Source organism: Acrocarpospora macrocephala (genome assembly GCF_009687865.1).
GTDB lineage: Bacteria > Actinomycetota > Actinomycetes > Streptosporangiales > Streptosporangiaceae > Acrocarpospora > Acrocarpospora macrocephala.
Map to the genome: position 1 here is coordinate 43,246 of NZ_BLAE01000053.1, position 22,159 is coordinate 65,404.

A 22,159-nucleotide genomic window follows, 5' to 3' on the forward strand; every position below is an offset into this window, starting at 1 on the left:
CCGGTGCCGGCTGCTCGGTGAGTTGGGGTGAATCGGGCGGTGTGGGATCTGGTGGGCGGGTAGGTTAGCGCGAGTGATTTCCACACAGCAGGGGCTTTCTTCGCAGAGTTCGCGTGTTGCGGCTGGGTCGGGTGTGTCGTCCCGTGGGGGGCGGATGGCTTGGCTGGATGCGTTGCGGGGGGTGGGGGCGCTCGCGGTGGTGGGCGAGCATATGTTGCCGTGGATTCTGCCGGGGTTGCGGCCTTATTGGTTTAACATGGGCATGTATGGCGTGCTCGTATTTTTTCTGGTTAGTGGGTATATTATCCCGGCTTCATTGGAGTCCAGGGGTGACGTTCGAGCCTTTTGGATAAGCCGGATATTTCGCCTTTATCCGTTGTATTTGGTTGTTATTGCGGTTGCGTTGTTTATTGCTATTTGGGTGCCTGTTCGGGTTCAGGTGCCTCGGGATCTTTCAGGTGTAGCCGCGCATATCAGCATGTTGTTGGATGTTGTTCACATCGGGGGACTTGCCGATCCGATGTGGACTTTGTCGTACGAGATGGTGTTTTATCTGCTGGTCACAGCCCTGTTCGTCCGCGGGATCCATCGCGCGAGCGGCGTCTACGCGATCGTGTTCGGCGCGATCGCCATCGTGGCCGGGATCGTCTTCGATTCACCGATACTCGGCGGCCCATGGCCCGCGATCATCTCCGGCGCCCTCTTCCTCACGGGCCTAACTTGCCTGTTGTCCGGAAATTTCCGGACAACCGCCGCCTACGCGCTCGGCCTCATGGCCGTCATTCTGCTGCTGTTCAGCGGCTACGTCCCCTGGTTCGGCGCCGCGATCCTCGCCGTCATGTTCACCGGCACCACCCTCTACCGCTGGGAACACGGCACCGGCCCATTCTGGCCGGTCCTCGCCTCTGCCGCCCTGGTCGCCATCTCCCCGGTCTGGTCGATCCAAGCCGGCTGGTGGTGGGTCCAACCCCAAGTCTGGATCACCACCCTGGCCCTGGCCGCCGCCACCTTCGCCGCCGCCAGAGCCCTCCGCGACCGCACCATCCCCCGCACACTCGTCTGGCTGGGCTTGGTCAGCTACTCCGTCTACCTGCTGCATCACCCGCTGCTGCGCCTGCTGCCCGAATTCTTCGGCGACCTGCGCTACCTCACCCTGACCACCAGGCTCGCCCTCGGCACCGGCTACCTCACCACGCTGTTGCTGCTCAGCTGGGCCACCTACCGTCTGGTCGAAGGCCCAGCCCAACGCCTCGGAAAACGCCTGGCCAGAAGAACGGCCTAGACCTCGCCGGCCGGCCCGGAGAAGTCATCGTCATCGTCCAGCTCGCCGGACTGATTCTTCGGGTAGAACTCACCCGGCACCAACGTCTGCCCTTCCAGCAGCTTGGACACCGTGACGAAGGAATACCCCTGCTTCGCCAGCGTGGAGAGCACCTTCGGCATCGAGTCGACCGTCTCCTTGACGGTCTCGTGCATCAGGACGACCGCGTTCTTCCCGGCCGCCTCCAGCGCGGCCGTGGTGAGGAACGCCACGTCCCGATATTCCTTGACATAGTCCTTGGTAGCGACCGTGCCCGGGATCTGGATCAGTTTCAGCTTGGCCACGACCGCGTTCACGTCGTCATCGGTCAGCCCGCCGGGCGCGCGGAACACCGTCGGCGTCTTGCCAGTGGTCTTCTTGATCAGCTTCTGGGTCTCGTTGATCTCTTTGTAGATCGCAGCGGGAGCCAGGTCGGTCAGCCACGGGTGGCTCCACGTGTGGTTCCCCAGCTCATGGCCACCCTTCACGATGTTCTTGGTCAGCACCGGGTGTTTCTTCACCCGCGAGCCCATCACAAAGAACGTCGCCTTGGCCTTGTACTTCTTCAGCGTGGCCAGCAGCTTCGTGGTGTTGTCCGAGGGACCGTCGTCAAAAGTCAAGGCGATGCACTTGTGCGTCTCGCAGAACGGGACGGCCTTTTTGCCCGGGGCCGCTTTGACAGTGACCTTTGTGTCCTTGGGGGCGGCCTGCGCTCCGGCCGCTGGTAGCAGCACCAGGGTCGCACAGGCGGTGAGGGCGGGAATGGTGTGACGCAGCAGCATTGCGGCATCCTAACGTGCCCTCCTGGGAGTTTTCTGAGGCTCCCACCATTCGGGCGGAGCCGACGCGGCAAGGAAAGCCCAACCGGGCCGCTAGGAAACCGCAAACCTTGGCATGACCTGCCGATTCGGTGTCCATGTTGGCTGGAAAACGACGAACCGGAGGATGGTCCGTGCCTCGACTGAGCGTCATCGTGCCGATGTACAACGTCGCCGCGCACGTGGGGGCGTGCCTGGAGTCGCTGCGGGCGCAGACGTACCGCGATCACGAGGTGCTGATGGTGGACGACGGGTCGCCGGACGGGAGCGCGGCGGTGGCGGCCCGGTTCGAGGCGGCAGACCCGAGGTTCCGGCTCGTCCGGCGGCGACATGGGGGTCCCGGCGCGGCCCGCGAGACCGGGCTGCGGCACGCCACCGGCGAATCACTGCTGTTCCTGGAGGGCGACGACCTGGTGCCGCTGACCGCGCTCGAACTGATGGCGGGCAGCCTGGCCGAGTCGGATTCCGACCTGGTCACCGGGAATGTCCGACAGTTCAGTGCGCGCGGGGACTGGCCGTCGCCGGAGCATCGGGCGATCTTCGCCAGGCCCGAATGGCGGACTCATATCAGCCGCCGTCCCGATCTGTTCGGGGACCGCCTGATCACCAACAAGTTGTGGCGGCGCGAGTTCTGGGACGGGCTGCGATCCCCGGAACACGAGGACATGGTTCTCTCACTGTCCGGGCACCTGCTGGCCAAGGCGGTGGACGTCCGGCCCGAGCCGGTCTACCTCTGGCGGCAGCGGGAGGAGGCAGACCTCAGCGTGTACGCGCTGGAGGCGCGATTCGCGGCCGTCCACGCGATGCGGGCGTTCCTGGTCGAGCAGGGCTTCGACGAGCAGATCGAAGCGTGGGATCTGACGGTTTTCGAGAGCGATCTGCCGGTTTTCCTGGACGCGGTCGACCACGCCGACGACGCCTACCGGGAGAAGTTCGCCGAGCTGACCAACGCGTACCTCGATCACGCCCCGGGCGTGCTGGCGCGGCTTCCGGTCGGGCGGCGGGTCAAGTGGCATCTGGTACGCGAAAAGAGGATGGCCGAGCTGGTCCGCCTGACGCGGCGGGAGCGGCGGGGCTGGGTGCGGGAGCGGGCGATCGGCGGGTTCGGCCGATACCGCCTGCGCAGCAGCGCGCTGGCCCGCCTGGGCGTGCAGGTTCCGGCCGAGGTGCTGCGGCTGCGCGAGGAACTGGCGCTGCAACAGCGGGTGGACCGGGTCGAGTGGGTGGACGGCAAGCTGGTCGTCGAGGCGCGCGCCACCGTGCGGTTCCTGCGGCCCACCCGGCGGCTGCACCAGCGGGTGTACGCCTGGCTGGCCGACGATCGCGCCGGCCGCCGGATCCGGCTTCCGGTCAAAAGGGTCAAAGCCCGGCCGCTGGCGGCCAAGCCCGGAGTTCGGCGTACGGACTGGGGCGGATTCACCTTCGCCGTAGATCCCGCCACGCTCCCGCCTGGCGACTGGCAGGTCGACCTGCTCGTCATGCACCGCGGCATGGTCCGCAAAGCCCGCCTGGCGGGCGCGCCCAGAAAGTTGCGCACCCTCGTCGTGAACGGCGCTCGCGTGGTGCCGTCCCGCACGCTCGCCGAGGAGTTGCTCGTCGCGGTCCGGCCGCAGGACACGCGGGTCGGCCTGCTCCGCGTGGAGCGGGACCAGCTCCTGCTCCACGGTGACGCGTCCGTCGACCTCGGCCAGAACCCGCTCCTGCAGCTGGTCCGCCCCGGCGCCCGGGTGAGCGTGCCGCTGGAGGTGCGCGGGCGCACGTTCGCCGGGTCCCTGGATCTGTTCGCGCTCCGCCCGGCCGAGCGGGTACGGCTTGCGCCCGCCAGCCCCGAGGCGCTGATCCTGGACGCGCCCGTCACCTGGCAGGCGCGGATCGTCCCGGCCGACGGCGTCGAGCGCACGCTTGTGGTCACGGACTCGGTCCGGCACGCGGACGAGGACCGGGAGTATCGGGCGGGCCCGTCGGAAGCGGGCGAACTCGTCGTCCAGGTGCAGCCGCCGGTCGCGCTCGCCGAGGTGGTGGAGTGGACGGCCGACGATCGGCTGATCCTCAGCGGATCCTTCGCGGCGGCACCGCACGAGAAGCCTGAGCTGGTGGTGTCCGCGCTGGATCGGCTGGACGAGCGCGTGTTGCCCCTGGAGTCGCGGGGGCGCCGGTTCACCGCCATGTTCTCGCCGGTCGCGGTGGAGAGCCCGGTCGGGCGGGTGCCGTTGCCGTCAGGGGCGTACGGGCTGACGGTGCGGGTGGATGGGCGGGAGCTCCCGGTGGAGCTGGGCTTTGCCGTACCGGTGGAGCGGGAGACGAGCACGGGGCGGAAGGTCGAGCTGGACGGGAACGCGCGTGGGCATGCCGTGCTGACCATGGTGAGCGATCTGAGCAAGGACGAGCGGGGCCGGGACGCTCAGCAGATGTTGCGGGAGCAGCGGTATCCGACGGCTCGGCATGCCGCCCTGCGGGAGGAGGTGTTCTTCGACTGCTTCAACGGCACGCAGTTCTCCGACAGCCCGCGCGCGATCCTGGAAGAGCTGCACCGCCGCCGTTCCGGACTGGCGTTGCGGTGGAATGTCCACGACGGGCAGGTGGCGCTTCCGGCCCACGTGGAACCGGTCCGGATGCTCGGGGTCGACTACTACGACGCGCTCGCCCGCAGCCGCTTCATCGTGACAAATGTGCATCTGCCGGAGTGGTTTCGGCGGCGGCCAGGGCAGACCGTGGTGCTGACCGGGCCTATCACCTTCGACGGGCAGGAATGGCCGATGCTCTTCCTCGCCCAGGACGACCAGCGCGGATTCGACTTCCGGACCGAAGCCCCCGGCCCACTGCTGGCCGGCACTGCCGAGGTGATCGACGCCATCCGCGACCTGGACGGCGTCTCCGCCGAGTACGCCGAGCGCTACCGTGCCTTCGTCACCAAGTTCTGCCCTCTGGACGACGGCCAGGCCGCGAAACGCGTGGTAGATCATTTGCTCGCGTATTCCGATATTCTCCCCCGGTGAGCCGCCGCCGAAAGCAGAGTTCAGGTCACCCCGCCAAGCGCGCCGCCATCCGGGACAAGCCTGCGGAATCCCCGCTGGTCCGCGCCGCCGCGGCCACCCCGGTCCTGCGCGGCCTGCGCGGCCTGGCGACCTGGGTCGGCGACGGTGTCGCGGTGACCGGCACCGGCGTCCCCCGCCCAGGCGACATTCCCGACCTGTGCCGGGCACTCGGCATCGAGCCCCCACCGTTCAAGATCCGCACCGCCAGCCGGGTGCCCTGGCTGATGTCGCTATGGGCGGTCGCCCGCGCCGCCGACGTGATCCAGATCAAGGGCCGCAAAGCCCGCCCCGGCGCCGGGCTCACCACGGACGCCCTGGAGACCTGGCGGAACGCGTTCGTCCGCACCGTGGACGGCGACGACGAGGAGTTCATCGAAGGCGCCGAAGGCGGCGCGCTGGTGGCGCTCCAGGTCCTGGCCAACGTGCCCGCCGGGAGCGCCGTGGACGAAGCCGCCCTGGACGCGACCATCCGCGAAGCCGCCCAGGCCGAGGGCGTGACCTTCGACGTCACCGCCGGCCTGGACCTGCTCGCCTTCTTCGGCGCGGTGCGCCGCGACCCCGGGCGGGCCACCCTCACCCCGCTGGGCGCCCACCTGGTCACCATCCTGCACGAACTCACCCCGGCGTGACCTCGAACGGGCTGGGCATCGGGTAGTACGCCTCCAGGAACTTGTGCACCATCGCGTCCTGCTCGGGCGTGGTGGCCGCGGTGTCGTTCAGGCAGTAGGCGTCGTGCTCGCGGGCCGCCAGCATGCGCCGCATCTTGGCCGGAGCTTTGCGCATCGACAGGTCCACGTACGTGTAGTGCACCGACCCCGGAATCGCCCGCCCGCTCAGATACCCGTAATAGTGCACCAGCGAGGACACCACCGAGATGTCGCTGGAACGCCGGAACGCCGACCGGGTGGTCTCCTCGAACTCCTCCGCGAACCGGTCCTCCAGCTCGAACAGCAACGACCGGCGCAACGCGTACGGCACGTGCTTCATTTTCTGGGTGAGCGTCCGGCCGGACAGCTCCTCCAGCAGCCGCCGGTTGTTCATCCCGGCCGCGTGCACCGGATTGTCCTCGTGCAGCGCGAACGGCACCTGCGCCGCCGACGGGAAGAACCGGGTGATGCCATTCCCCTCGAAGAACATCTCCGGACAGAGAGGACGCCCTAGGAAGAAGTCATCGTTCAGGTAGAGGAAATGCTCGGCCAGCCCCTCGATGCGATGCAGCTGGGCCTCGATCGCGTGCGAGTTGAACACCGGCAGCAGGCCGGGATCCCGGAAGATCTCCTTGTGATCCACCACCTGGATCCGGTCGTTCTCCCGCAGCCAGGACGGCCGCTGCTGGTCGGTGACCAGCCAGATCTTCCTGATCCACGGCGCGTAGGTCACCAGCGAGCGCAGCGAATACCGCAGCTCGTCGCGGCTGACGAAACGCGCCTCGGAGACGGCCGCCTCGCTCAGTCCGCCGGTCAGCGCCAGGTCGCGGCGCGCCCGCCAGGCCGGATCGGCGCCGTCCACCCAGGTGTAGACGGCGTCGATCGGGAAATCGATCTCGTCGACCAGGCGGCAGAGGAACTCCGGCCGGGTCGGGTAGCTCCGCTCGCCCACGGCGACCAGCCGGTTGAACAGCTCCTCCCGGCCCTCCACCGTGGGCCCGTCCACCGGGACCGCCTCGCACACCCGGTTCGGCCGGGGCGCCACGAGCAGGTCGTCCTCCACGTGCCAGATCTCCAGATCGATGCCCGTCTCGCCGCCGAGCGTGAACGTCCGGGCCGGGCTGGTGAAGAACAGCGCCAGCCGGATCACCCGGGCGTGCGCCAGGTCGGTCTTGCGCAGCGGGCGGAGCCGCTCGAAGTCCGGCCGCCGCATGCCGCTGCGCCCGGTCGGCAGCCGGGCCGCGTAGAAGGCGTGCCGGGCCAGCGCGGCCAGCGCTTTGGCCCGGTACACGGTGCGCACCGCCACCACGGGTGGCCGTCCGGCCAGCGGCCGGACGCAGAAGAACGGCACGTCGGCCTCGGCCAGCGTGCGGCAGACCAGGTCGAACGTCTCCCGCACCGCGTGGAGCGGGCTCAGCTCGGCCCGGATCAGGGCAGACTGCGGCGGCGAGGTGTCACGCACGCCGAGTCGCCCCTGCAACTGTCGATACAACGTTCCCACAGGCATGGGTCTCCCCCCGAAGATTCCAGGACTCTAACCGACGTCTGCCGCGTTGGCAGGGGCTTTGCCCACGTCAGGGCAACGGTCAAGAAGTGGCAACGAGATCCCCCGGCTGTCACCGAAGAAGAGGTTACCGACTACCTCGCGTAGCCATTCTTACGTGCATGGGGGGCTTCACGCTCGATGACATCAAGGCGGCGCGCAAGCCGCGAGACTCGTGGTGGACCGTTTTTCTGGTCGATCCACTGGCCTGCCGTCTCGCGCTGCTCGTCGCCAACCACACTTCGATCACGCCCAACGGGCTGACCCGGCTGTCCATCCTGCTCGGGTTCGGCGCCGCGGGGTTGTTCGCCACCGGCCGCCTGGCCGCCGGGGCGATCCTGTTCTACCTGAGCTTCACGGTCGACTGCATGGACGGGAAGATCGCGCGGCTGAAGGGCACCGGCACGCCGTTCGGGCTCTGGCTGGACTACGTGGGCGACCGCGTCCGGATCCTGTGCTGCGCGTTCGGTTTCGCCTACGGCCAGGGCGCGTCGGTCTTCTGGATCACCGCCACCGTCGTGGTCCTGCTCGACCTGTTCCGGTATATCAACGCGCCGCAGGTCAACCGGGTCAGGGAAGCCACCAGGACGCTGGCCGCCGCCCGGGCGGGCGGCGAGGTCGTCTTCGTGGAGGACGTGCTGCGGCTCACCCCGCAGTCCCGGGTGGGGCACCTGGTCGCCACCCACGACCAGCCGCTGGTGGACCTGCATCGCGGCTGGCGCCGGACGTTCCCCTGGTTCGACCGGTTCCGGATCTTCCTGGTCCGGCATCGGGTGCGCACCCATGTGGTGGGCGGCATCGAGTTCCATGCCGCCGTCTTCGTGATCGCGCCGCCGTTCGGGCCGTGGGCGATGGTGTGGGCCGCGGGCGTCGCGGGGGCGCTGGTGCTCCTGTTCGAGGCCGCGCTGGTCTACCGGATCTGGCTCGCCGCCCGGGAGGCCGGGCGCACCGTACCGAAAAGGGAGAAGGTTCTTGTCTGAGCGGCCGATCTTCGTTGTCGGGTGTCCGCGGTCCGGCACCACGATGCTGCAGCTCATGCTGCACGCGCACCCGCGGGTGGCGGTGCCCCCGGAGACCCGGATCCTGGTGCAGGCCTACCGGGACCGGCGCCAGTGGGGCGACCTGCGCCGGCCGAAGAACCGGCGCGCCCTGGCCAGGTGGATCGCGAAGGGGCCACGCACCCAGTTCGAGGATCTCGGCGTCGACCGGGACGAGTTCATCCGGCGGGCGGTCGCCGGGCCCGGCAGCCTCGGCTCCGTCGTCGGCCTGGTGTACGCGATGTTCGCCGAGCGGCACGGCAAGATCCGCTGGGGCGACAAGCGCCCGCCCTACATCCGGCATCTGGACGCGGTGCTGGCCATGTTCCCGGACGCCCAGATCGTGCACCTGATCAGGGACGGCCGGGACTGCGTGGCGTCGCTGAAGGAGATGCCGTGGTTCAAGGGGGACATCTCCGAGGCCGTCTACCGGTGGGCCGAGGCGATCGACATCGGGCGGGGGCACAAGCTGCCGCCGGACAGCTACTACGAGCTGCGCTACGAGGATCTGTGCGCCGATCCGACGGGCACGCTGACCGGTCTGTGCACGTTCATCGGCGAGGAGTACGACCCGGCGATGCGGGAGCCGTACCGGGTGGCGGATGTGGTGCCCGCGCACAAGGAGTGGCATGTCAACACGCGGCAGGCGGTGACGACCACCCGGGCCGGGAGCTGGGCGAGCCGGTTGGAGCCGGCAGAGGTGTCGCTCTGCGAGACCGTGCTGGGCAGCCGGCTCACCGCCTACGGCTACGAGCTGACCGGCGCGCCGCGGGCCCCGCGCCGGGACCTCACCGCCTATGAGAAGACGGCCAGCTCGTGGCGGCGCGAGTTGCGGCGGACGGCGCTGGTCGAGCGGATCAACCGGTTCCGCGAGCCGGGCCCGGTCGCCGCGTTGCTCACCAACACCCAGCGCGAGCTCGCGGGTGTCCCTAAATGAATCGACTTGTCACGGGGGAGACGTACATGCAGGACAGGCCGATCTTCGTCATCGGCTGCCCGCGCTCGGGCACCACCATGCTGCAGCTGATGTTGCACTCGCACCCGCGGGTCGCGGTCCCGCCGGAGACCCGGTTCCTGGTCCCGGCCTACTTCGGCCGCCGCAAGTACGGCGACCAGCGCGAGCAGGTCAACCGCCGGGTGCTGGCCGAGTGGATCGCCACCGGCAGGGACACCAAGTTCCGCGAGCTCGGCCTCGACCGGGCCGCGTTCATCGACCAGGCCACCGCGGGCCCCGGCAGCCTGGGCTCGGTGATCGGCACGGTGTTCCGCAGCTACGCCGCCCGGTTCGGCAAGCCGCGCTGGGGCGACAAGCGGCCCAGCTACTTCAAGCACGTGGACATCCTGCTGCGCATGTTCCCCGACGCCCAGTTCATCCACCTGATCAGGGACGGCCGGGACTGCGTGGCGTCGCTGAAGGAGATGCCCTGGTATCACCTGAGCAGCTTCCACGCGATCTCCAACTGGGCCGAGGCCATCGACTTCGGCCGCAGGAACGCGCAGCGGCTGCCCGAGGGCAGCTACTACGAGCTGCGCTACGAGGACCTGACCGCCGATCCGGAGCTGGAGCTGAAGAAGCTCTGCGGGTTCATCGGCGAGGAGTACCACCCGGCCATGTGCGAGCCCCAGCACGTCGCCCAGGTGGCGGTTCCGGCGCACAAGGTGTGGCACAGCAACACGCACGGCGCGGTGACCACCGCCCGCTCGGGCAGCTGGTCGCAACGGCTGGAACCGTGGGAGATCGCGCTCTGCGAGGACGTGCTGGGGGAGCGGCTGACCTCCTACGGGTACGCCTTGAGTGGGGCGCCGAAGGCGGCGAAGGAGCATGTCAGCGCGTACAAGACGGCGGCGGCCAAGCGCCGGTCGGCGCGGTGGCGGAAGACCAACCGGGACCGGATCAACCGGCTGCGCGAGCCGGGGCCGGTCGCCGCGCTGCTCACCGAGGGGCAGCGGAAGCTGGCCGGGCTGCCCCCGCGCGAGCTGGCGCTCAGCGCCGGAGGTGCGTGAAAAGCTCCTCCCAGCGGTCCACCACGTTCGGCAGCTTGAACTGGCGGGCGTGCCCCCGGGCGGCCGCGCCGAGGCGCCGCCGCTTGCGGGTGTCCGCCATCAGTGTGCTCAGCGCGGCGGCGAGCGCGGCCACGTCCCCCGGCGGGGCGAGCAGGCCGGTCTCGCCGTCCCTGACCAGGTGGCGTACGCCGCCGGAGACGTCGAAGGCCACCGCGGGCAGGCCGTGGGACGCGGCCTCGGCCAGCACCAGCGGCAACCCCTCATGGTCGCTGGAGAGCGCCGCCAGCGAGGCCGCCCGGTATTCCGCGGCCATCTCGCCGGCCGGGATCCGGCCGCGGAAGCGCACCCGGTCCGCCACCCCCTCGGTGACCGCGTGCACCATCAGCCGCCCCGCGTCCGGCCCGTCGCCGACCAGATGCAGCTCCCAGTCCGAACGTCCGGTACGGCCGAAGGCCGAGATCAGCCGGTCGAACCGCTTGACCCCCGCCAGCCGTCCGACGGCCAGCACCCTGCGCCGGTTGAGCGGGGAGGTCTCCGGCGGCCAGTCGGGCAGCGGGTTGGGGATGTCCCAGGTGTTGGGCAGCAGCGCGTGCTCGGAGAACTGCCAGGCGTCGTCGGGGCTGAGGAAGACGGCCTGGTCGAGCGTGCCGTAGTGGGCCTTGACCGCGGCGTAGTGCCAGCAGTCGCGGGCGTGCGCGAACGAGCCGTGGTACTGGCCGATGCCCTGGTGCAGGCGCAGGAGATCCTTCATCCGGGTGACGACGCCGGGGGATGTCATCACGACATATCCGGGTTCGAGGGAGTTGAGGAGCGCGGCGGTGCGGCGGCGGGCCCACGGGCCGCGTTTCGGGCCCGGGCTGATCACGTGGCGGCTGTAGTGAGGCGAGGTCACGTAGGTGATCGGGTCGCCGGCGCGGTGCAGGCCCACCACGTGCACCTCGTGGCCGCGTTCGGCCAGGCCCTGGGCCACCGTGTGCACCACCCGCTGGATGCCGCCGAGCGTGTCGGCGTCCATGCTGGCGAAGACGACCGTGCTCATCCGCGGGCTTTCTCCCGCACGGTCAGCGGCCGGCCTTCGAAGAACGCCGACACGATCCTGGCGGCGGCGTCGCCCCGCTCGTCGGCGCACCACGTGGTCAGGAAGGCGGCGTAGCGCTCCAGGTGGTACGGCTCGCGCAGCGCGGTCAGCAGGTCCGCGGTCGTGGTCACGCAGGGGCCGGGGGCGATGGCGGGAAAGTCGTAGTTGACGCCGCGTTCGGCGCGGCGGTACTCCTCCCAGTCGTCGATGTAGAACACCATCGGCTTGCCGGTCAGCGCGAAGTCGCACATCAGGGAGGAGTAGTCGGTGACCAGGACGTCGGCGGCCAGGAGGAGGTCGTTGATCTCGGGGTAGGCGCCCGCGGGGCGGACGAAGCCGCGCAGGCGTTCGGGGACCTGGTAGGTGTCGACGGGGTGGGTGCGCAGGATCAGGACCCACTCGTGCGACAGGTGGGTGGCTAGTTCGGACAAGTTGATTCGTACGGATTTGCCGGACATCTTGTTTTGGTCGCGGTAGGTGGGGGCGTACAGGAGGATCTTCTTGTCCGGGGGGATCTCCAGGTGGTCCCTGACGCGGGTGCGGGCGGCCGGGTCGCCCTTGACGAGCACGTCGCAGCGGGGGGAGCCGAAGCGGAGCACCAGGCCGGCGTACTCGTTGGAGGGGACGAAGGTGCGCTCGAATTCGGCGCTCGGGGAGACCAGGGCGTCCCAGCGGGCGACGTTGGCTCGCCATTCCTCGCGCGGGCCGGGGAAGTCGCCGCGCAGGTCGGGGGCGTTGAGGCCGACCGTTTTGATGCCCTGGCCGTGCCAGGTTTGCAGGTATCTGGTGCCCGTGGGCTTCGGGAAGCCGAGTGGCATGCCGTGGCTGTCCACCCACCACCCCGCCCGCGCCATCGTCCACACGTGGCGCCAGCTCATGCGGCGGACCGTGGCGACGTCGGTGGGGAACTTGCCCTTCGCGCGGGACCAGACGGCGGTCAGGCCCAGGCCTCTTTTGAGGAGTTCTTCGTGGATGTATCGGGGATGGCCGGTGTAGCCCTTTCCGGCGTCGGCTTCGAAGAGGACGAGGTCCTTGCGTTGGGGGACGAACTTGATCAGCTGTTTGTAGACGCTGAGTTTGATCTTTCTTGAGCCGAGGTGGTGGCGGGCTTTTGTCGGGAGGGCGCGGAGTTTGCGGGCGTGGGGTTTTAGCCAGGGGGTGCGGGCGATCGTGTGGACCATGTCGGTGCGGAGCCAGGTCAGCCGGAGCACTCCGGCGGCGCTGTGCGGTCCGATCGTTATGCGGCGTCCGCGGAGGTTTACGGGGATCGGGGGTGTGGTGGGGGAGATCAGCACGCGGTCGCTGGTCGTTTTGCCGTCCTGCCGGGTGAAGGCGATCCTCGGTTCATGGAACCCACCCAGGTCCTGAAATTTCGCTAGATCGAGGGTCAAAGTGGTCAGGTAGGTGGCGTTGGGTTGGGGTTTTGGCGTCAGCCGTACCTCGTGGTGGTCGATCTTCATCGAGGCGTGGTAGTCGGGCTTGATGATCTGGAACGGGTCGTATGTCGTGATCTCCATCGCGAGCGTTGCCGCGTTTATGGAAATGTCGGTCACTTCGTGCCGGATCCGGGTCGCGGTGAACGGCAGGCCGGCCAGGCCCAGGGTGGTGATGTCCAGGGCGGGGTCCTTCCGGTTGCCCCAGTACGTGCGCCCGCCCTCGACCAGAATCTCCCGAGGTGGCGCCTTCGGACCGGTCAGGCTCCGCGCCGCCACCGCCAGCTCGTCGATCCGGCCCTGCTGGATCAGCGTGCAGCAGACCCGTACCATCGGGTCGGCCTTGGCCAGCACCCCCGGCGCCAACCGCTCCAGATACGGCCCGGCCACCGCCGCCAGCTCCTGAGCCCAGCTCGCGTCGTGGTACGGCAACGCGTTCAGATACACCCGCAGATCCTGCTTGACGAACCGGACCTGCCGGTCGGGCACCAGATCCGCCAGGCCGTTCCGGCGCAGGATCTCGTCCGCGGCCTCGGCGGCGGCCACCCGCTGGCGGGCATTGTTCACCTCGCGCAGATTCAGCGAGATCGACACCCCGCGCCCCGGCACCCGGTGCCAGTGATAAACCACCCACGGCACGATCGCGAACCGCTCGGCCGCCGCGTAAAGGTCGGACGTGAAAACGTGATCCTCGTAATGCAGATCCTCCCGGAACCGCAGCTGATGCCGCCGCAGGAAATCCACCCGATACAACTTGTTCGTCGAGAACCCGTCCAGGAAAAGCTTCGGCTCGGCCCGAATGCCGTCCACCACGCGGCGCGGCGAGAACAACTCCGGATAATACGGCTTCGTCTTCCCGCTCGACTCGTACAGCCGCGAGATCTGCCCCGCCACGAAGTCCGACCCCGTGCGCTCGATCTCCGTCAGCAAGCTCTTACACGCATGCCTCGGCAGCTCATCATCGCTGTCCAGAAACATGATGAACGGCGCCCGCGCCGCGTCTATCCCATCATTCCGCGGCGCCCCACACCCGCCACTGCTCCGCTCCCGCCGCACATACCGCACCCCCGGCAACCGCCGGACAACCCGCTCCGTCTCATCCGTACTCGCATCATCCACCACAATAATCTCAAGATTCCGCAACGACTGCCCATAAAGCGACCGCACGGCCCTCCCCACCCGCCCAGCATCGTTGTACGAAATCACAACAACACTGACCTCCGGCCGCCCCAACATGGAAATCCCCCACTCAACCCAAAGATCCTGAGTGGTGTGTTCCCTTAACTAAGCCGCACTCTGTCCCTTTCGCCCAACCCTGAACGCATTCTTTGCCACGTCATTGGTGGACCACCGTCGTCCGTCGCAGAGGTTTGGCCTGTCCAGTGCAACGCAGGTCAGCGGCGGGGTAGCACGCCCAGGAGGGTTGCGGTCAGGGCCAGCTTCAAGGAGTCCTTCAGCTCCAAGTGGAAGCGGGCCAGGTCGGGCTCGGCCTGGTAGGCCGCCTGCAGGCTGGGTGGGGGTGTGCTGTACGCCGACAGCGCGCCGGCCATGACCATGGTTTGCAGGCTGAACAGTGTTGCGTTCTCGCCCAGCTCCGGCAGGTACTTCTGGATCAGGGCGGTCATGGTTGTCAGGCGGTCCAGGGAGGCGCGCTTGTAGCGTGCTACGACCTCGACGGAGACGTTGTGTTCCAGGACGCTGCCCTGTGCGCCGAAGAGGTCGCACAGCACCACTCGGCCGGAGAGTGAGCGGCTGAGGATCTCGGCCACCGCTGCCGCTCGCTCGGCCATGGGTAGATTTTCGTCGATGCCGGCGGCCAACTCGCCTGCCAGTTCCGTCAGCCACTCCTGCAGGAAGTGGTCCAGCAGTTCTAGCAGCACCGCCTCGCGAGACTCGAAGTAGCGCAGCACGTTCGGCTTCGCCAGGCCTACCCGGCGGCTGAGCTCGTTCAGGGTGACCGCGGCCACAGGCATCTCGTCGAGCATCGCCGACGCCATGTCGAGGATCGCCCGTCGGCGGATCTCCCGCTGCTCTTCGGTTCGCGCCCGCTGGAAAGTCACGATCGCCAGCCTAACTTAGGTACCTGCGGTACGTTGACAACGTACCGAAAGTACTTTAACGTCGTCGACACAAGATACCTTCGGTACGTTAGTTGGTTGGGAGCCTGACATGAGCGAGAAATGGACGACGGCGAACATTCCGGACCAGCGCGGGCGGGTGGCCGTGGTGACCGGGGCCAACACCGGACTGGGGTACGAGACCGCCAAGGCGCTCGCCGAGCGCGGGGCGTCCGTGGTGCTCGCCGTGCGCAACGTCGAGAAGGGCGAGCAGGCCGCGGCCCGCATGACCGGCGACGTGACCGTGCAGGCGCTGGACCTGACCTCGCTCGACTCCGTCCGGACCGCGGCGGCGGCGCTGCGGTCCCGGCTCGACCGGATCGACCTGCTGATCAACAACGCCGGCGTGATGTACACCCCGAAGCAGACCACCCGGGACGGCTTCGAGATGCAGTTCGGCACCAACCACCTCGGCCACTTCGCGCTCACCGGGCTGCTGCTGGACCTGATGCTGCCGGTGCCCGGCTCGCGCGTGGTGACGGTCAGCAGCACCGGCCACCGCATCCGGGCCGCGATCCACTTCGACGACCTGCAGTGGGAGCGGTCGTACAGCCGGGCCGCCGCCTATGGTCAGTCCAAGCTGGCCAACCTGATGTTCACGTACGAGCTGCAGCGCCGGCTCGCCACGCACGGCACCACCGTCGCGGTGGCCGCGCACCCCGGCATGTCCAGCACCGAGCTCGCCCGCAACACCCCCGCGGCCCTCCGGCTTCCGCTCACCTGGCTCGCGCCGCTGATCACCCAGACGCCGGCGATGGGCGCGCTGCCGACCCTGCGCGCCGCCACCGACCCCGCCGCGCTCGGCGGCCAGTACTACGGTCCCGGCGGACGCAACGAGGTCATGGGCCACCCCCGGCTGGTCACCTCCAGCCCGGAGTCGTACGAGGTAGCCGTCCAGCAGCGGCTGTGGGCCGTCTCCGAAGACCTCACCGGGGTGAAGTTCCCCGTCGTTCAGTCCAAGCAGAACTCGTTTCCCTCCGGATCGGCCATCACGATGTAGCCCGCGCTGGTAGGAGGCGCCGGCTCGTCGCGGCGCAAGCGGGGGGAACTATTATTCGCGCAACTATAATAGTTGCGCGAATAATAAGGGGGCCTCATGGTGCAGAAGCCGGAGCGGCTGTTCGGGCGGTCACAAGAGTGGCAGGAGCTGGGGGAGTTCGTTGAGTCTGAGCGTGAAGGGGCGACGCTTGGCCTGGTCTACGGGCGGCGTAGGCAGGGCAAGACGCTGATGCTCGAACTACTCGCTCACGAGGTAGGCGGGTTCATGTTCGGCGCCACCGAGCAGAGCGAGCGGCAGAATCTGGCCGATCTCGGCGAGGCGTACGCGAAATTTGTTGGGCTTCGGCGGCCAGTGGCGTTCAGGTCGTGGCGAGAGGCGCTTGGCGATCTGCTGAGACTGGGGGAGAAGGGGCCGACCACGGTAGTCATCGATGAGTTCCCCTATCTGGTGGGAACGAGTCCGGGGCTGCCGTCTTATCTGCAGCAGGAGCTGAGCCCGTTGGGGTTCGCCAAGGAGCACACGCGGACCAGGCTCATTCTCTGCGGCAGTGCGTTGACCACCATGGCGCAACTGCTGGGCGGGGGTGCGCCGTTGCGAGGGAGGGCCACGCTGGAACTGGTCGTCCGGCCGTTCGGGTTCCGGGACGCGGCCGAGTTCTGGGGGATCCGCGAGCCTGAGCTGGCATTCCGGGTCAACGCGTTGGTCGGGGGGACGCCGGCGTACCTGGAGATGTGCGGGGGCGGCCCCGCCACGCTCGACGGGTTCGACGAGTGGGTGCGGCGATGGTTGCTGAACCCGGCGACTGTCATGTTCCGTGAGGGTGGCCAGCTCCTGCGAGAGGAGCCATCGATCACCAACCCGACCTCGTATGTGGCGGTTCTGGCGGCGTTGAGCGCCGGGAATCATCGTCGGTCGGAGATCGCGGCGGCGCTCGGGCGGCCGAGCACGTCTCTCGCGCACATCCTGTCCGGGCTGCGGGGTATTGGGCTCATCGACCAGATCGACGATGCCCTGCGCGAGAAAAGGGGCGTTTATCGCATCGCCGAGCCGGTCGTGCGGCTGCATCAGCTCCTGATCCGGCGGCATGAGCCGGAGCTGATCGCCAGGCGAGCGGAACGGGTCTGGGCGGAGAGTGCGGACACCGTCTCCGGCAAGATCTACGGGCCGCATTTCGAGGATCTCGCGCGTGCCTGGTGCTTTGACCACGCCGACCGGGAAACGCTCGGGGGGACGGCGACTCAGGTGCGACCGGCGGAGCTGCCATGCCGGGAGCATCGGACCGGGCACGAGGTCGACGTCGTCGTGACCGAGGCGGTGTCGTTCGAGGGGGAGCGGGTGACCGCCATCGGCGAGGCCAAAGGGACCAGGACGCCCATGGACCTCCCGCACTTGCAGCGTATGGAGCACCTGCGTGGGCTGTTGCCCGACGCGAAGATCGAGGGCACGCCGAAATTGTTGCTCTTCGCGCGGGCGGGGTTCACCCGTGAGCTGCGGGACGTGGCCGCCGGGCGGTCGGATGTGGAGCTGATCGACCTGGAGCGGCTGTACTCCGGGGCGTGATCAGTGTTGGCGGGAGCGTCTGATCAGCCAGATGACCAGGGCCAGGACGCCCAGGGCGGCCAGGGCGGGGGCGAGGCGTTTGAGGACGGGGGCGCCGGCGATTTCGAGGAGGTCGAGGGCCTCCTCGTCGGGGGTGCGGGAGGTGCGGGAGGTGCCAGCGGGGTGGGCTTCGCGGGCCAGGGTTTCCTCGGCGATGGGGGTCTGGCGCGGGGTGGGGACGGCCGTCAGGTGGCGGGCCGGCTCGTCGGATTCGGTGGGGGCGGGGGCCTGGCGGGGGATCTCGGGGGTGGGCACGGGTTCGGGGGTCGTGCCTTCCTGGAGGATGGCGGCCAGGTTGGTGGCGAAGCGGTCGATCAGGCGGGAGCCGACCTCGTTCATCACGCCGCGGCCGAACTGGGCGGGGCGGCCGGTGACGTTGAAGGAGGTCTCGACGGTGACCTTGGTGGTGTCGCCCTCGGGGACGAGGCGCGCGGCGACGGTCGCGCTGGCCGTGCCGGCGCCGCGTGCCTCCTTGCCCGAGGCCTTGAGGGTGAGCGTGTGGGCGTCCTTGTCGACGTTCTCGAAGGTCGCGGTGCCGTTGTAGGTGACCGTGATCGGGCCGACCTTGACGCGCATCTTGCCCGTCACGGTGTCGCCCTCCACGGAGTCGAGTGACGCGCCGGGAAGGCACGGGGCCACCCGCTCGGCGTCAAGCAGCACCGACCAGGCCTGCTCGACCGGGACCGGCACGGTGAACTCGTGCTCGAACCGCATCGCCATGGCTCGACTCCGTTTCTCTCTTTTCCCTTGACACTACGACTGGGTGAGCGCCATCCGCCACTCAGGCGGCGGCTTTGCGTACCGCCCGTTCGGTGAGCACCACCGCCAGATGGCGCCGGTAGTCGGGACGGGCGTGCAGGTCGGTGGGGGGTTCGGTGTCGTTGGCCGCCGTCGAGGCGGCCTCGCGCAGCTCGCCGTTTCCGTCGGCCACCGGCACGCCGGGCAGCCGCCGTTCGACCGAGAAGGCCCGCACCGGGGTGGAGCCCATGTTGGTCAGCGCCACCCGGCCCTCGGAGATCGTCCCATTCTCCCGCTTCACGGCCGCCGCGACACCGACGATCGCCCAGGCCTGCGCGGTCCGGTGGAACTTCTCGTAGTGGAAGCCCCAGCCGGCCCCCAGCTTGGGGACCTTCGCGCCGAGCAGGATCTCGCCGGGACCCAGCGCCGTCTCCAGGTAGTCGACGAAGAACTCCGACGCCGGGAGGGTCCGCGTCCCCTCCGCGGAGAGGATCGTGAACTCCATGTCCAGCGCGAGCGCCACCGCGGGCAGGTCCCCGGCCGGATCGGCGTGCGCCATCGACCCGCCGAACGTGCCGCGGTGCCGTACCGCGGGGTCGGCCACCTGGGCGGTGGCCAGCGCCACCAGCGGGCACTGCTCCTGCACGACCGCCGATTTGACCACCTCGTCGTGGGTGGTCATGGCGGCGATGAAGACGTGGTCGGCCTCGTCCCTGACGCCGCGCAGCTCGTCGATCCTGCCGAGGTCGATCAGCGCGGCCGGGTAGGCCAGCCGCAACCGCAGCAGCGGCAGCAATGACTGCCCGCCGGCCAGCAGTTTGACGTCGTCCCCTGCCGCGTTCCGCAGGATCTGGGCGGCTTCCTCCACCGTGGACGGCCGGACGTACTCGAAACTCGCCGGGATCATGAGGTTCCTCCCTGGATCGCCCGCCACACGCGTTCCGGCGTGCACGGCATGGCCACGTCGCGGATGCCGTACGGGCTGAGCGCGTCCACGAGGGCGTTGACCACGGCCGGGGTGGACGCGATGGTGCCCGCCTCGCCGACGCCCTTCACCCCCAGCGGGTTGGAGGTGGCCGGGGTGACCGTACGGGCGGTGGTGAAGTCCGGCAGGTCGGCGGCCGACGGGATCAGGTAGTCGGCCATGGTGGTGGTGAGCAGGTTGCCGTCGGAGTCGTAGACGGCCTCCTCGTAGAGTGCCTGGGCGATGCCCTGGGCGATGCCGCCGTGCACCTGGCCCTCCACGATCAGCGGGTTGATCACGTTGCCGATGTCGTCCACCGCCACGTACGAGCGGATCTTCGACTCGCCGGTCTCGGTGTCCACCTCGATCGCGCACAGGTGGGTGCCGTGCGGGAAGGAGAACGCCTCCGGGTCGAAGGTGCTGCCCGCGTCGAGCTGCGGCTCGAAGCCCTCCGGCAGGTCGTGCGCGGCGAAGGTGGCCAGCGCGATCTCCTGGATGGTCTTGGCGGCCTCGGTGCCGCGCACCCGGAACGCGCCGTCGGTGAACTCCAGGTCTTCTGGCGCGCATTCCAGCAGGTGTGCCGCCACCTGCTTGGCGTTCTCCTTGACCTTCTCGCAGGCCTGCAGCACGGCGATGCCGCCCACGACCAGCGAGCGGGAGCCGTAGGTGTCCATGCCGCGCGGCGAGGAGGCGGTGTCGCCGTGGAGCACGGCCACGTCGTCGAACGGCACGCCGAGCGAGTCGGCCACGATCTGCGACCAGGCCGTCTCGTGGCCCTGGCCGTGCGGGCTGGTGCCGGTGACCACCTCGACCTTGCCGGTGGGCAACATCCGGATCGTGGCGTGCTCCCAGCCGCCTGCGGCGTACCGCAGGCTGCCCAGCACCCGGGACGGGGCAAGACCGCACATCTCGGTGTACGTGGAGACGCCGATCCCCAGCTGCACCGGGTCGTTGCGGTCCCGGCGGTCGGCCTGCTCGGCGCGCAGTTTGTCGTATCCGAACAGCGCCATCGCCCGGTCGGTCGCGGCCTCGTAGTTGCCGGAGTCGTAGGTCAGGCCGCCGGCCGTCGCGTACGGGAACTCCTCGTGCTTGATCCAGTTGCGGCGCCGGATCTCCAGCGGGTCCACGCCGATCTCGTGCGCCAGTTCGTCCATGGCGCGTTCGATCGCGTACGTGGCCTCCGGCCGCCCGGCGCCCCGGTAGGCGTCAGTGGGCATTTTGGTGGTGAAGACGCCGGTGCAGGTGAAGTCGTAGGCGTCCATCTTGTACACGCCCGTGTACATGAATGCGCCGAGTAGCGGAATGCCCGGTGTGACCAGCATCAGGTAAGCGCCCATGTCGGCGAGCAGGTCCACCTTGACGCCGCGCAGCACGCCGTCGGCCGAGGCGGCCAGGCTGATCCGCTGGATCTGGTCGCGGCCGTGGTGCACGGTGAGGTTGCCCTCCGAGCGGGACTCGGTCCACTTGACCGGGCGGCCGAGTCGCTTGGAGATCAGCAGCGTCAGCACCTCCTCGGCGGTGACCTGCAGCTTCGAGCCGAAACCGCCGCCCACGTCCGGGGCGATCACGCGGATCTTGTGCTCGGGGATGCCCGTGGTGGCGGCCAGCATGACTCGCAGGATGTGCGGGATCTGGGTGGCGCTGTGCACGATGAAACTGTCGCCGTCGGTCTGCGCCACCACCGCCCGCGGCTCCATCGCGGACGGGATCAGCCGCTGCTGCACGTAGGTGCGCTCGATGACCACCGGCGCGTCCCGGAACGCGGCCTCCGCGTCGCCGGTGCCGAACTTCCAGGTGAACGACTTGTTGCCGCCCTCGTGGACGGGCGTGGCCCCCTCGGCCAGCGCCTCGTTCATGTCCAGCACGGCGGGCAGCGGCTCGTAGTCGATCTCGATCGCGTCCAGCGCGTCCGCGGCCTTGTACCGGTCGGTGGCGATCACGCAGGCCACGGCCTCACCGACGTAGCGCACCGTGCTGGTGGCCATCGGCGGGTGGTCGGGGATCACGATGTCCTCGGTCACCGGCCAGGCGCACGGCAGGCTGCCCTGCTCGTCGCCGAAATCCTGGCCGCTGAAGACCGCGACCACGCCGGGCTGGCCCTTGGCGGCCGAGACGTCCACCCGGATGATTCGCGCGTGCGCCATCGGGCTGCGCAGGAAGGCCACGTGCAGCATGCCGGGCAGCTGGATGTTGTCGGTCCACTGGGTGCGCCCGGTGATCAGGCGCGCGTCCTCCTTGCGGCGGCGGGCCCGGCCGATCTCGGCTTCCGTCGTGCTCATGGCGTGGCTCCCATCTCCTGGGCGCCTTTGCGTACGGCTCTGACGATGTTGGAGTAACCCGTGCACCGGCAGAGGTTGCCCTCAAGGCCCGACCGGATCTCGTCCTCGGATGGGTCGGGATTGTCCTGGATCAGGTCGATGGAGGCCAGGATCATGCCCGGCGTGCAGTAGCCGCACTGCAGGGCGTGCTCCTCGTGGAAGGCGCGCTGCATCGGGTGCAGGGTGCCGTGCTCGGCCAGACCCTCGATGGTGAGGATGTCGGAGCCGTCCGCCTGGACGGCGAGCACCGAACAGCTTTTCACGCTCCGGCCGTCCATCAGGACCGTGCAGGCCCCGCAGTTGCTGGTGTCGCAGCCGATCGGGGTGCCGGTTCGCCCCAGCCGGTCTCGTAGGAAATGGACGAGGAGCAGTCGTGGCTCGACCTCTTCCTCGTATTTGGTGCCGTCGACGGTGACGGTTATCCGAGACATACTGCCTCCGCACCACAAGTGATAAACGGACACTTGTGAACGTACGCCCGTGAGTGTCGCGGTCAACCCTCCATGCCGCGCTTAGCCGATCACATGA

At 68.9% G+C, this 22,159-nt stretch carries 17 protein-coding genes; 8 read left to right on the forward strand and 9 right to left on the reverse strand.

What is annotated here, in order from left to right:
- Positions 1-211: 211 nt before the first annotated feature.
- Entirely contained in the window at positions 212-1,282 is a 1,071-nt protein-coding gene (locus tag Amac_RS37835) for an acyltransferase family protein (RefSeq protein WP_246268981.1), read from the forward strand.
- Here the strand turns inward: Amac_RS37835 and Amac_RS37840 are convergent.
- On the reverse strand, positions 1,279-2,082 hold the full coding sequence (locus Amac_RS37840; RefSeq protein ID WP_155359226.1) for a polysaccharide deacetylase family protein: 804 nt from the start codon (positions 2,080-2,082) through the stop codon (positions 1,279-1,281). The genes Amac_RS37835 and Amac_RS37840 overlap by 4 nt on opposite strands.
- Positions 2,083-2,252: 170 nt before the next feature.
- On the opposite strand from Amac_RS37840, the gene Amac_RS37845 reads away from it, so the two are divergent.
- Positions 2,253-5,114, forward strand: a complete 2,862-nt coding sequence (locus Amac_RS37845; RefSeq protein WP_170322857.1) for a glycosyltransferase family 2 protein — start codon at positions 2,253-2,255, stop codon at positions 5,112-5,114.
- Complete coding sequence (locus Amac_RS37850; RefSeq protein WP_155359228.1) at positions 5,111-5,782, forward strand: hypothetical protein; 672 nt, start codon at positions 5,111-5,113, stop codon at positions 5,780-5,782. Before Amac_RS37845 ends, Amac_RS37850 begins: the two co-directional genes overlap by 4 nt.
- Here Amac_RS37850 and Amac_RS37855 read toward each other — a convergent pair.
- On the reverse strand, positions 5,769-7,262 hold the full coding sequence (locus Amac_RS37855) for a stealth family protein (protein ID WP_155359229.1): 1,494 nt from the start codon (positions 7,260-7,262) through the stop codon (positions 5,769-5,771). The two genes, Amac_RS37850 and Amac_RS37855, sit on opposite strands and share 14 nt — an antisense overlap.
- Before the next feature lie 203 nt (positions 7,263-7,465).
- Here Amac_RS37855 and Amac_RS37860 point away from each other — a divergent pair, with 203 nt between their 5' ends.
- From Amac_RS37860 to Amac_RS37870, 3 genes are read left to right on the forward strand one after another with little or no spacing between them, the layout of a single operon-like run.
- Positions 7,466-8,323: a CDP-alcohol phosphatidyltransferase family protein gene (locus Amac_RS37860; protein ID WP_155359230.1), complete on the forward strand. Its 858-nt coding sequence runs from the start codon at positions 7,466-7,468 to the stop codon at positions 8,321-8,323.
- A complete protein-coding gene (locus tag Amac_RS37865) occupies positions 8,316-9,317 on the forward strand; it encodes a sulfotransferase family protein (RefSeq protein ID WP_155359231.1) in 1,002 nt (333 codons plus the stop codon). Before Amac_RS37860 ends, Amac_RS37865 begins: the two co-directional genes overlap by 8 nt.
- On the forward strand, positions 9,314-10,384 hold the full coding sequence (locus Amac_RS37870; RefSeq protein WP_246268977.1) for a sulfotransferase family protein: 1,071 nt from the start codon (positions 9,314-9,316) through the stop codon (positions 10,382-10,384). The genes Amac_RS37865 and Amac_RS37870 overlap by 4 nt, the downstream gene beginning before the upstream one ends.
- Here Amac_RS37870 and Amac_RS37875 read toward each other — a convergent pair.
- The 3 genes from Amac_RS37875 to Amac_RS37885 all read right to left on the reverse strand — a co-directional run bounded on the left by Amac_RS37875 (position 10,365) and on the right by Amac_RS37885 (position 14,955).
- Positions 10,365-11,423, reverse strand: coding sequence for a glycosyltransferase (locus tag Amac_RS37875; RefSeq protein ID WP_155359232.1), 1,059 nt, complete (start codon positions 11,421-11,423; stop codon positions 10,365-10,367). The two genes, Amac_RS37870 and Amac_RS37875, sit on opposite strands and share 20 nt — an antisense overlap.
- Positions 11,420-14,131, reverse strand: a complete 2,712-nt coding sequence (locus Amac_RS37880) for a bifunctional glycosyltransferase/CDP-glycerol:glycerophosphate glycerophosphotransferase (RefSeq protein WP_155359233.1) — start codon at positions 14,129-14,131, stop codon at positions 11,420-11,422. Before Amac_RS37880 ends, Amac_RS37875 begins: the two co-directional genes overlap by 4 nt.
- Before the next feature lie 158 nt (positions 14,132-14,289).
- The gene (locus Amac_RS37885) at positions 14,290-14,955 is read right to left on the reverse strand and encodes a TetR/AcrR family transcriptional regulator (RefSeq protein WP_155359234.1); all 666 of its coding nucleotides are present in this window, start codon (positions 14,953-14,955) and stop codon (positions 14,290-14,292) included.
- A gap of 109 nt (positions 14,956-15,064) precedes the next feature.
- Here Amac_RS37885 and Amac_RS37890 point away from each other — a divergent pair, with 109 nt between their 5' ends.
- Both Amac_RS37890 and Amac_RS37900 read left to right on the forward strand, forming a co-directional pair.
- Positions 15,065-16,012 carry an SDR family NAD(P)-dependent oxidoreductase gene (locus Amac_RS37890; protein ID WP_108149534.1) on the forward strand — a complete coding sequence of 316 codons (948 nt, stop codon included), beginning with the start codon at positions 15,065-15,067 and terminating at the stop codon, positions 16,010-16,012.
- Positions 16,013-16,108: 96 nt separating this feature from the next.
- On the forward strand, positions 16,109-17,572 hold the full coding sequence (locus Amac_RS37900; protein WP_155359235.1) for an AAA family ATPase: 1,464 nt from the start codon (positions 16,109-16,111) through the stop codon (positions 17,570-17,572).
- Here the strand turns inward: Amac_RS37900 and Amac_RS37905 are convergent, their stop codons facing one another.
- The 4 genes from Amac_RS37905 to Amac_RS37920 all read right to left on the reverse strand — a co-directional run bounded on the left by Amac_RS37905 (position 17,573) and on the right by Amac_RS37920 (position 22,062).
- On the reverse strand, positions 17,573-18,331 hold the full coding sequence (locus Amac_RS37905) for an SRPBCC family protein (RefSeq protein WP_155359236.1): 759 nt from the start codon (positions 18,329-18,331) through the stop codon (positions 17,573-17,575).
- Between the two features lie 61 nt (positions 18,332-18,392).
- The gene (locus tag Amac_RS37910; RefSeq protein WP_155359237.1) at positions 18,393-19,256 is read right to left on the reverse strand and encodes an FAD binding domain-containing protein; all 864 of its coding nucleotides are present in this window, start codon (positions 19,254-19,256) and stop codon (positions 18,393-18,395) included.
- Positions 19,253-21,592: a xanthine dehydrogenase family protein molybdopterin-binding subunit gene (locus Amac_RS37915; RefSeq protein ID WP_155359238.1), complete on the reverse strand. Its 2,340-nt coding sequence runs from the start codon at positions 21,590-21,592 to the stop codon at positions 19,253-19,255. Before Amac_RS37915 ends, Amac_RS37910 begins: the two co-directional genes overlap by 4 nt.
- On the reverse strand, positions 21,589-22,062 hold the full coding sequence (locus Amac_RS37920) for a (2Fe-2S)-binding protein (RefSeq protein WP_155359239.1): 474 nt from the start codon (positions 22,060-22,062) through the stop codon (positions 21,589-21,591). The genes Amac_RS37915 and Amac_RS37920 overlap by 4 nt, the downstream gene beginning before the upstream one ends.
- Positions 22,063-22,159: the final 97 nt, after the last annotated feature.

Bases quoted from the DNA above. Each gene is read 5' to 3' on its own strand.
- Amac_RS37835 (WP_246268981.1), top strand. From the start codon at position 212: ATGTTGCCGTGGATTCTGCCGGGGTTGCGGCCTTATTGGTTTAACATG.
- Amac_RS37840 (WP_155359226.1), bottom strand. From the start codon at position 2,082: ATGCTGCTGCGTCACACCATTCCCGCCCTCACCGCCTGTGCGACCCTG.
- Amac_RS37860 (WP_155359230.1), top strand. From the start codon at position 7,466: ATGGGGGGCTTCACGCTCGATGACATCAAGGCGGCGCGCAAGCCGCGA.
- Amac_RS37870 (WP_246268977.1), top strand. From the start codon at position 9,314: ATGAATCGACTTGTCACGGGGGAGACGTACATGCAGGACAGGCCGATC.
- Amac_RS37875 (WP_155359232.1), bottom strand. From the start codon at position 11,423: ATGAGCACGGTCGTCTTCGCCAGCATGGACGCCGACACGCTCGGCGGC.
- Amac_RS37880 (WP_155359233.1), bottom strand. From the start codon at position 14,131: ATGTTGGGGCGGCCGGAGGTCAGTGTTGTTGTGATTTCGTACAACGAT.
- Amac_RS37890 (WP_108149534.1), top strand. From the start codon at position 15,065: ATGAGCGAGAAATGGACGACGGCGAACATTCCGGACCAGCGCGGGCGG.
- Amac_RS37900 (WP_155359235.1), top strand. From the start codon at position 16,109: ATGGTGCAGAAGCCGGAGCGGCTGTTCGGGCGGTCACAAGAGTGGCAG.
- Amac_RS37905 (WP_155359236.1), bottom strand. From the start codon at position 18,331: ATGGCGATGCGGTTCGAGCACGAGTTCACCGTGCCGGTCCCGGTCGAG.
- Amac_RS37910 (WP_155359237.1), bottom strand. From the start codon at position 19,256: ATGATCCCGGCGAGTTTCGAGTACGTCCGGCCGTCCACGGTGGAGGAA.
- Amac_RS37915 (WP_155359238.1), bottom strand. From the start codon at position 21,592: ATGAGCACGACGGAAGCCGAGATCGGCCGGGCCCGCCGCCGCAAGGAG.
- Amac_RS37920 (WP_155359239.1), bottom strand. From the start codon at position 22,062: ATGTCTCGGATAACCGTCACCGTCGACGGCACCAAATACGAGGAAGAG.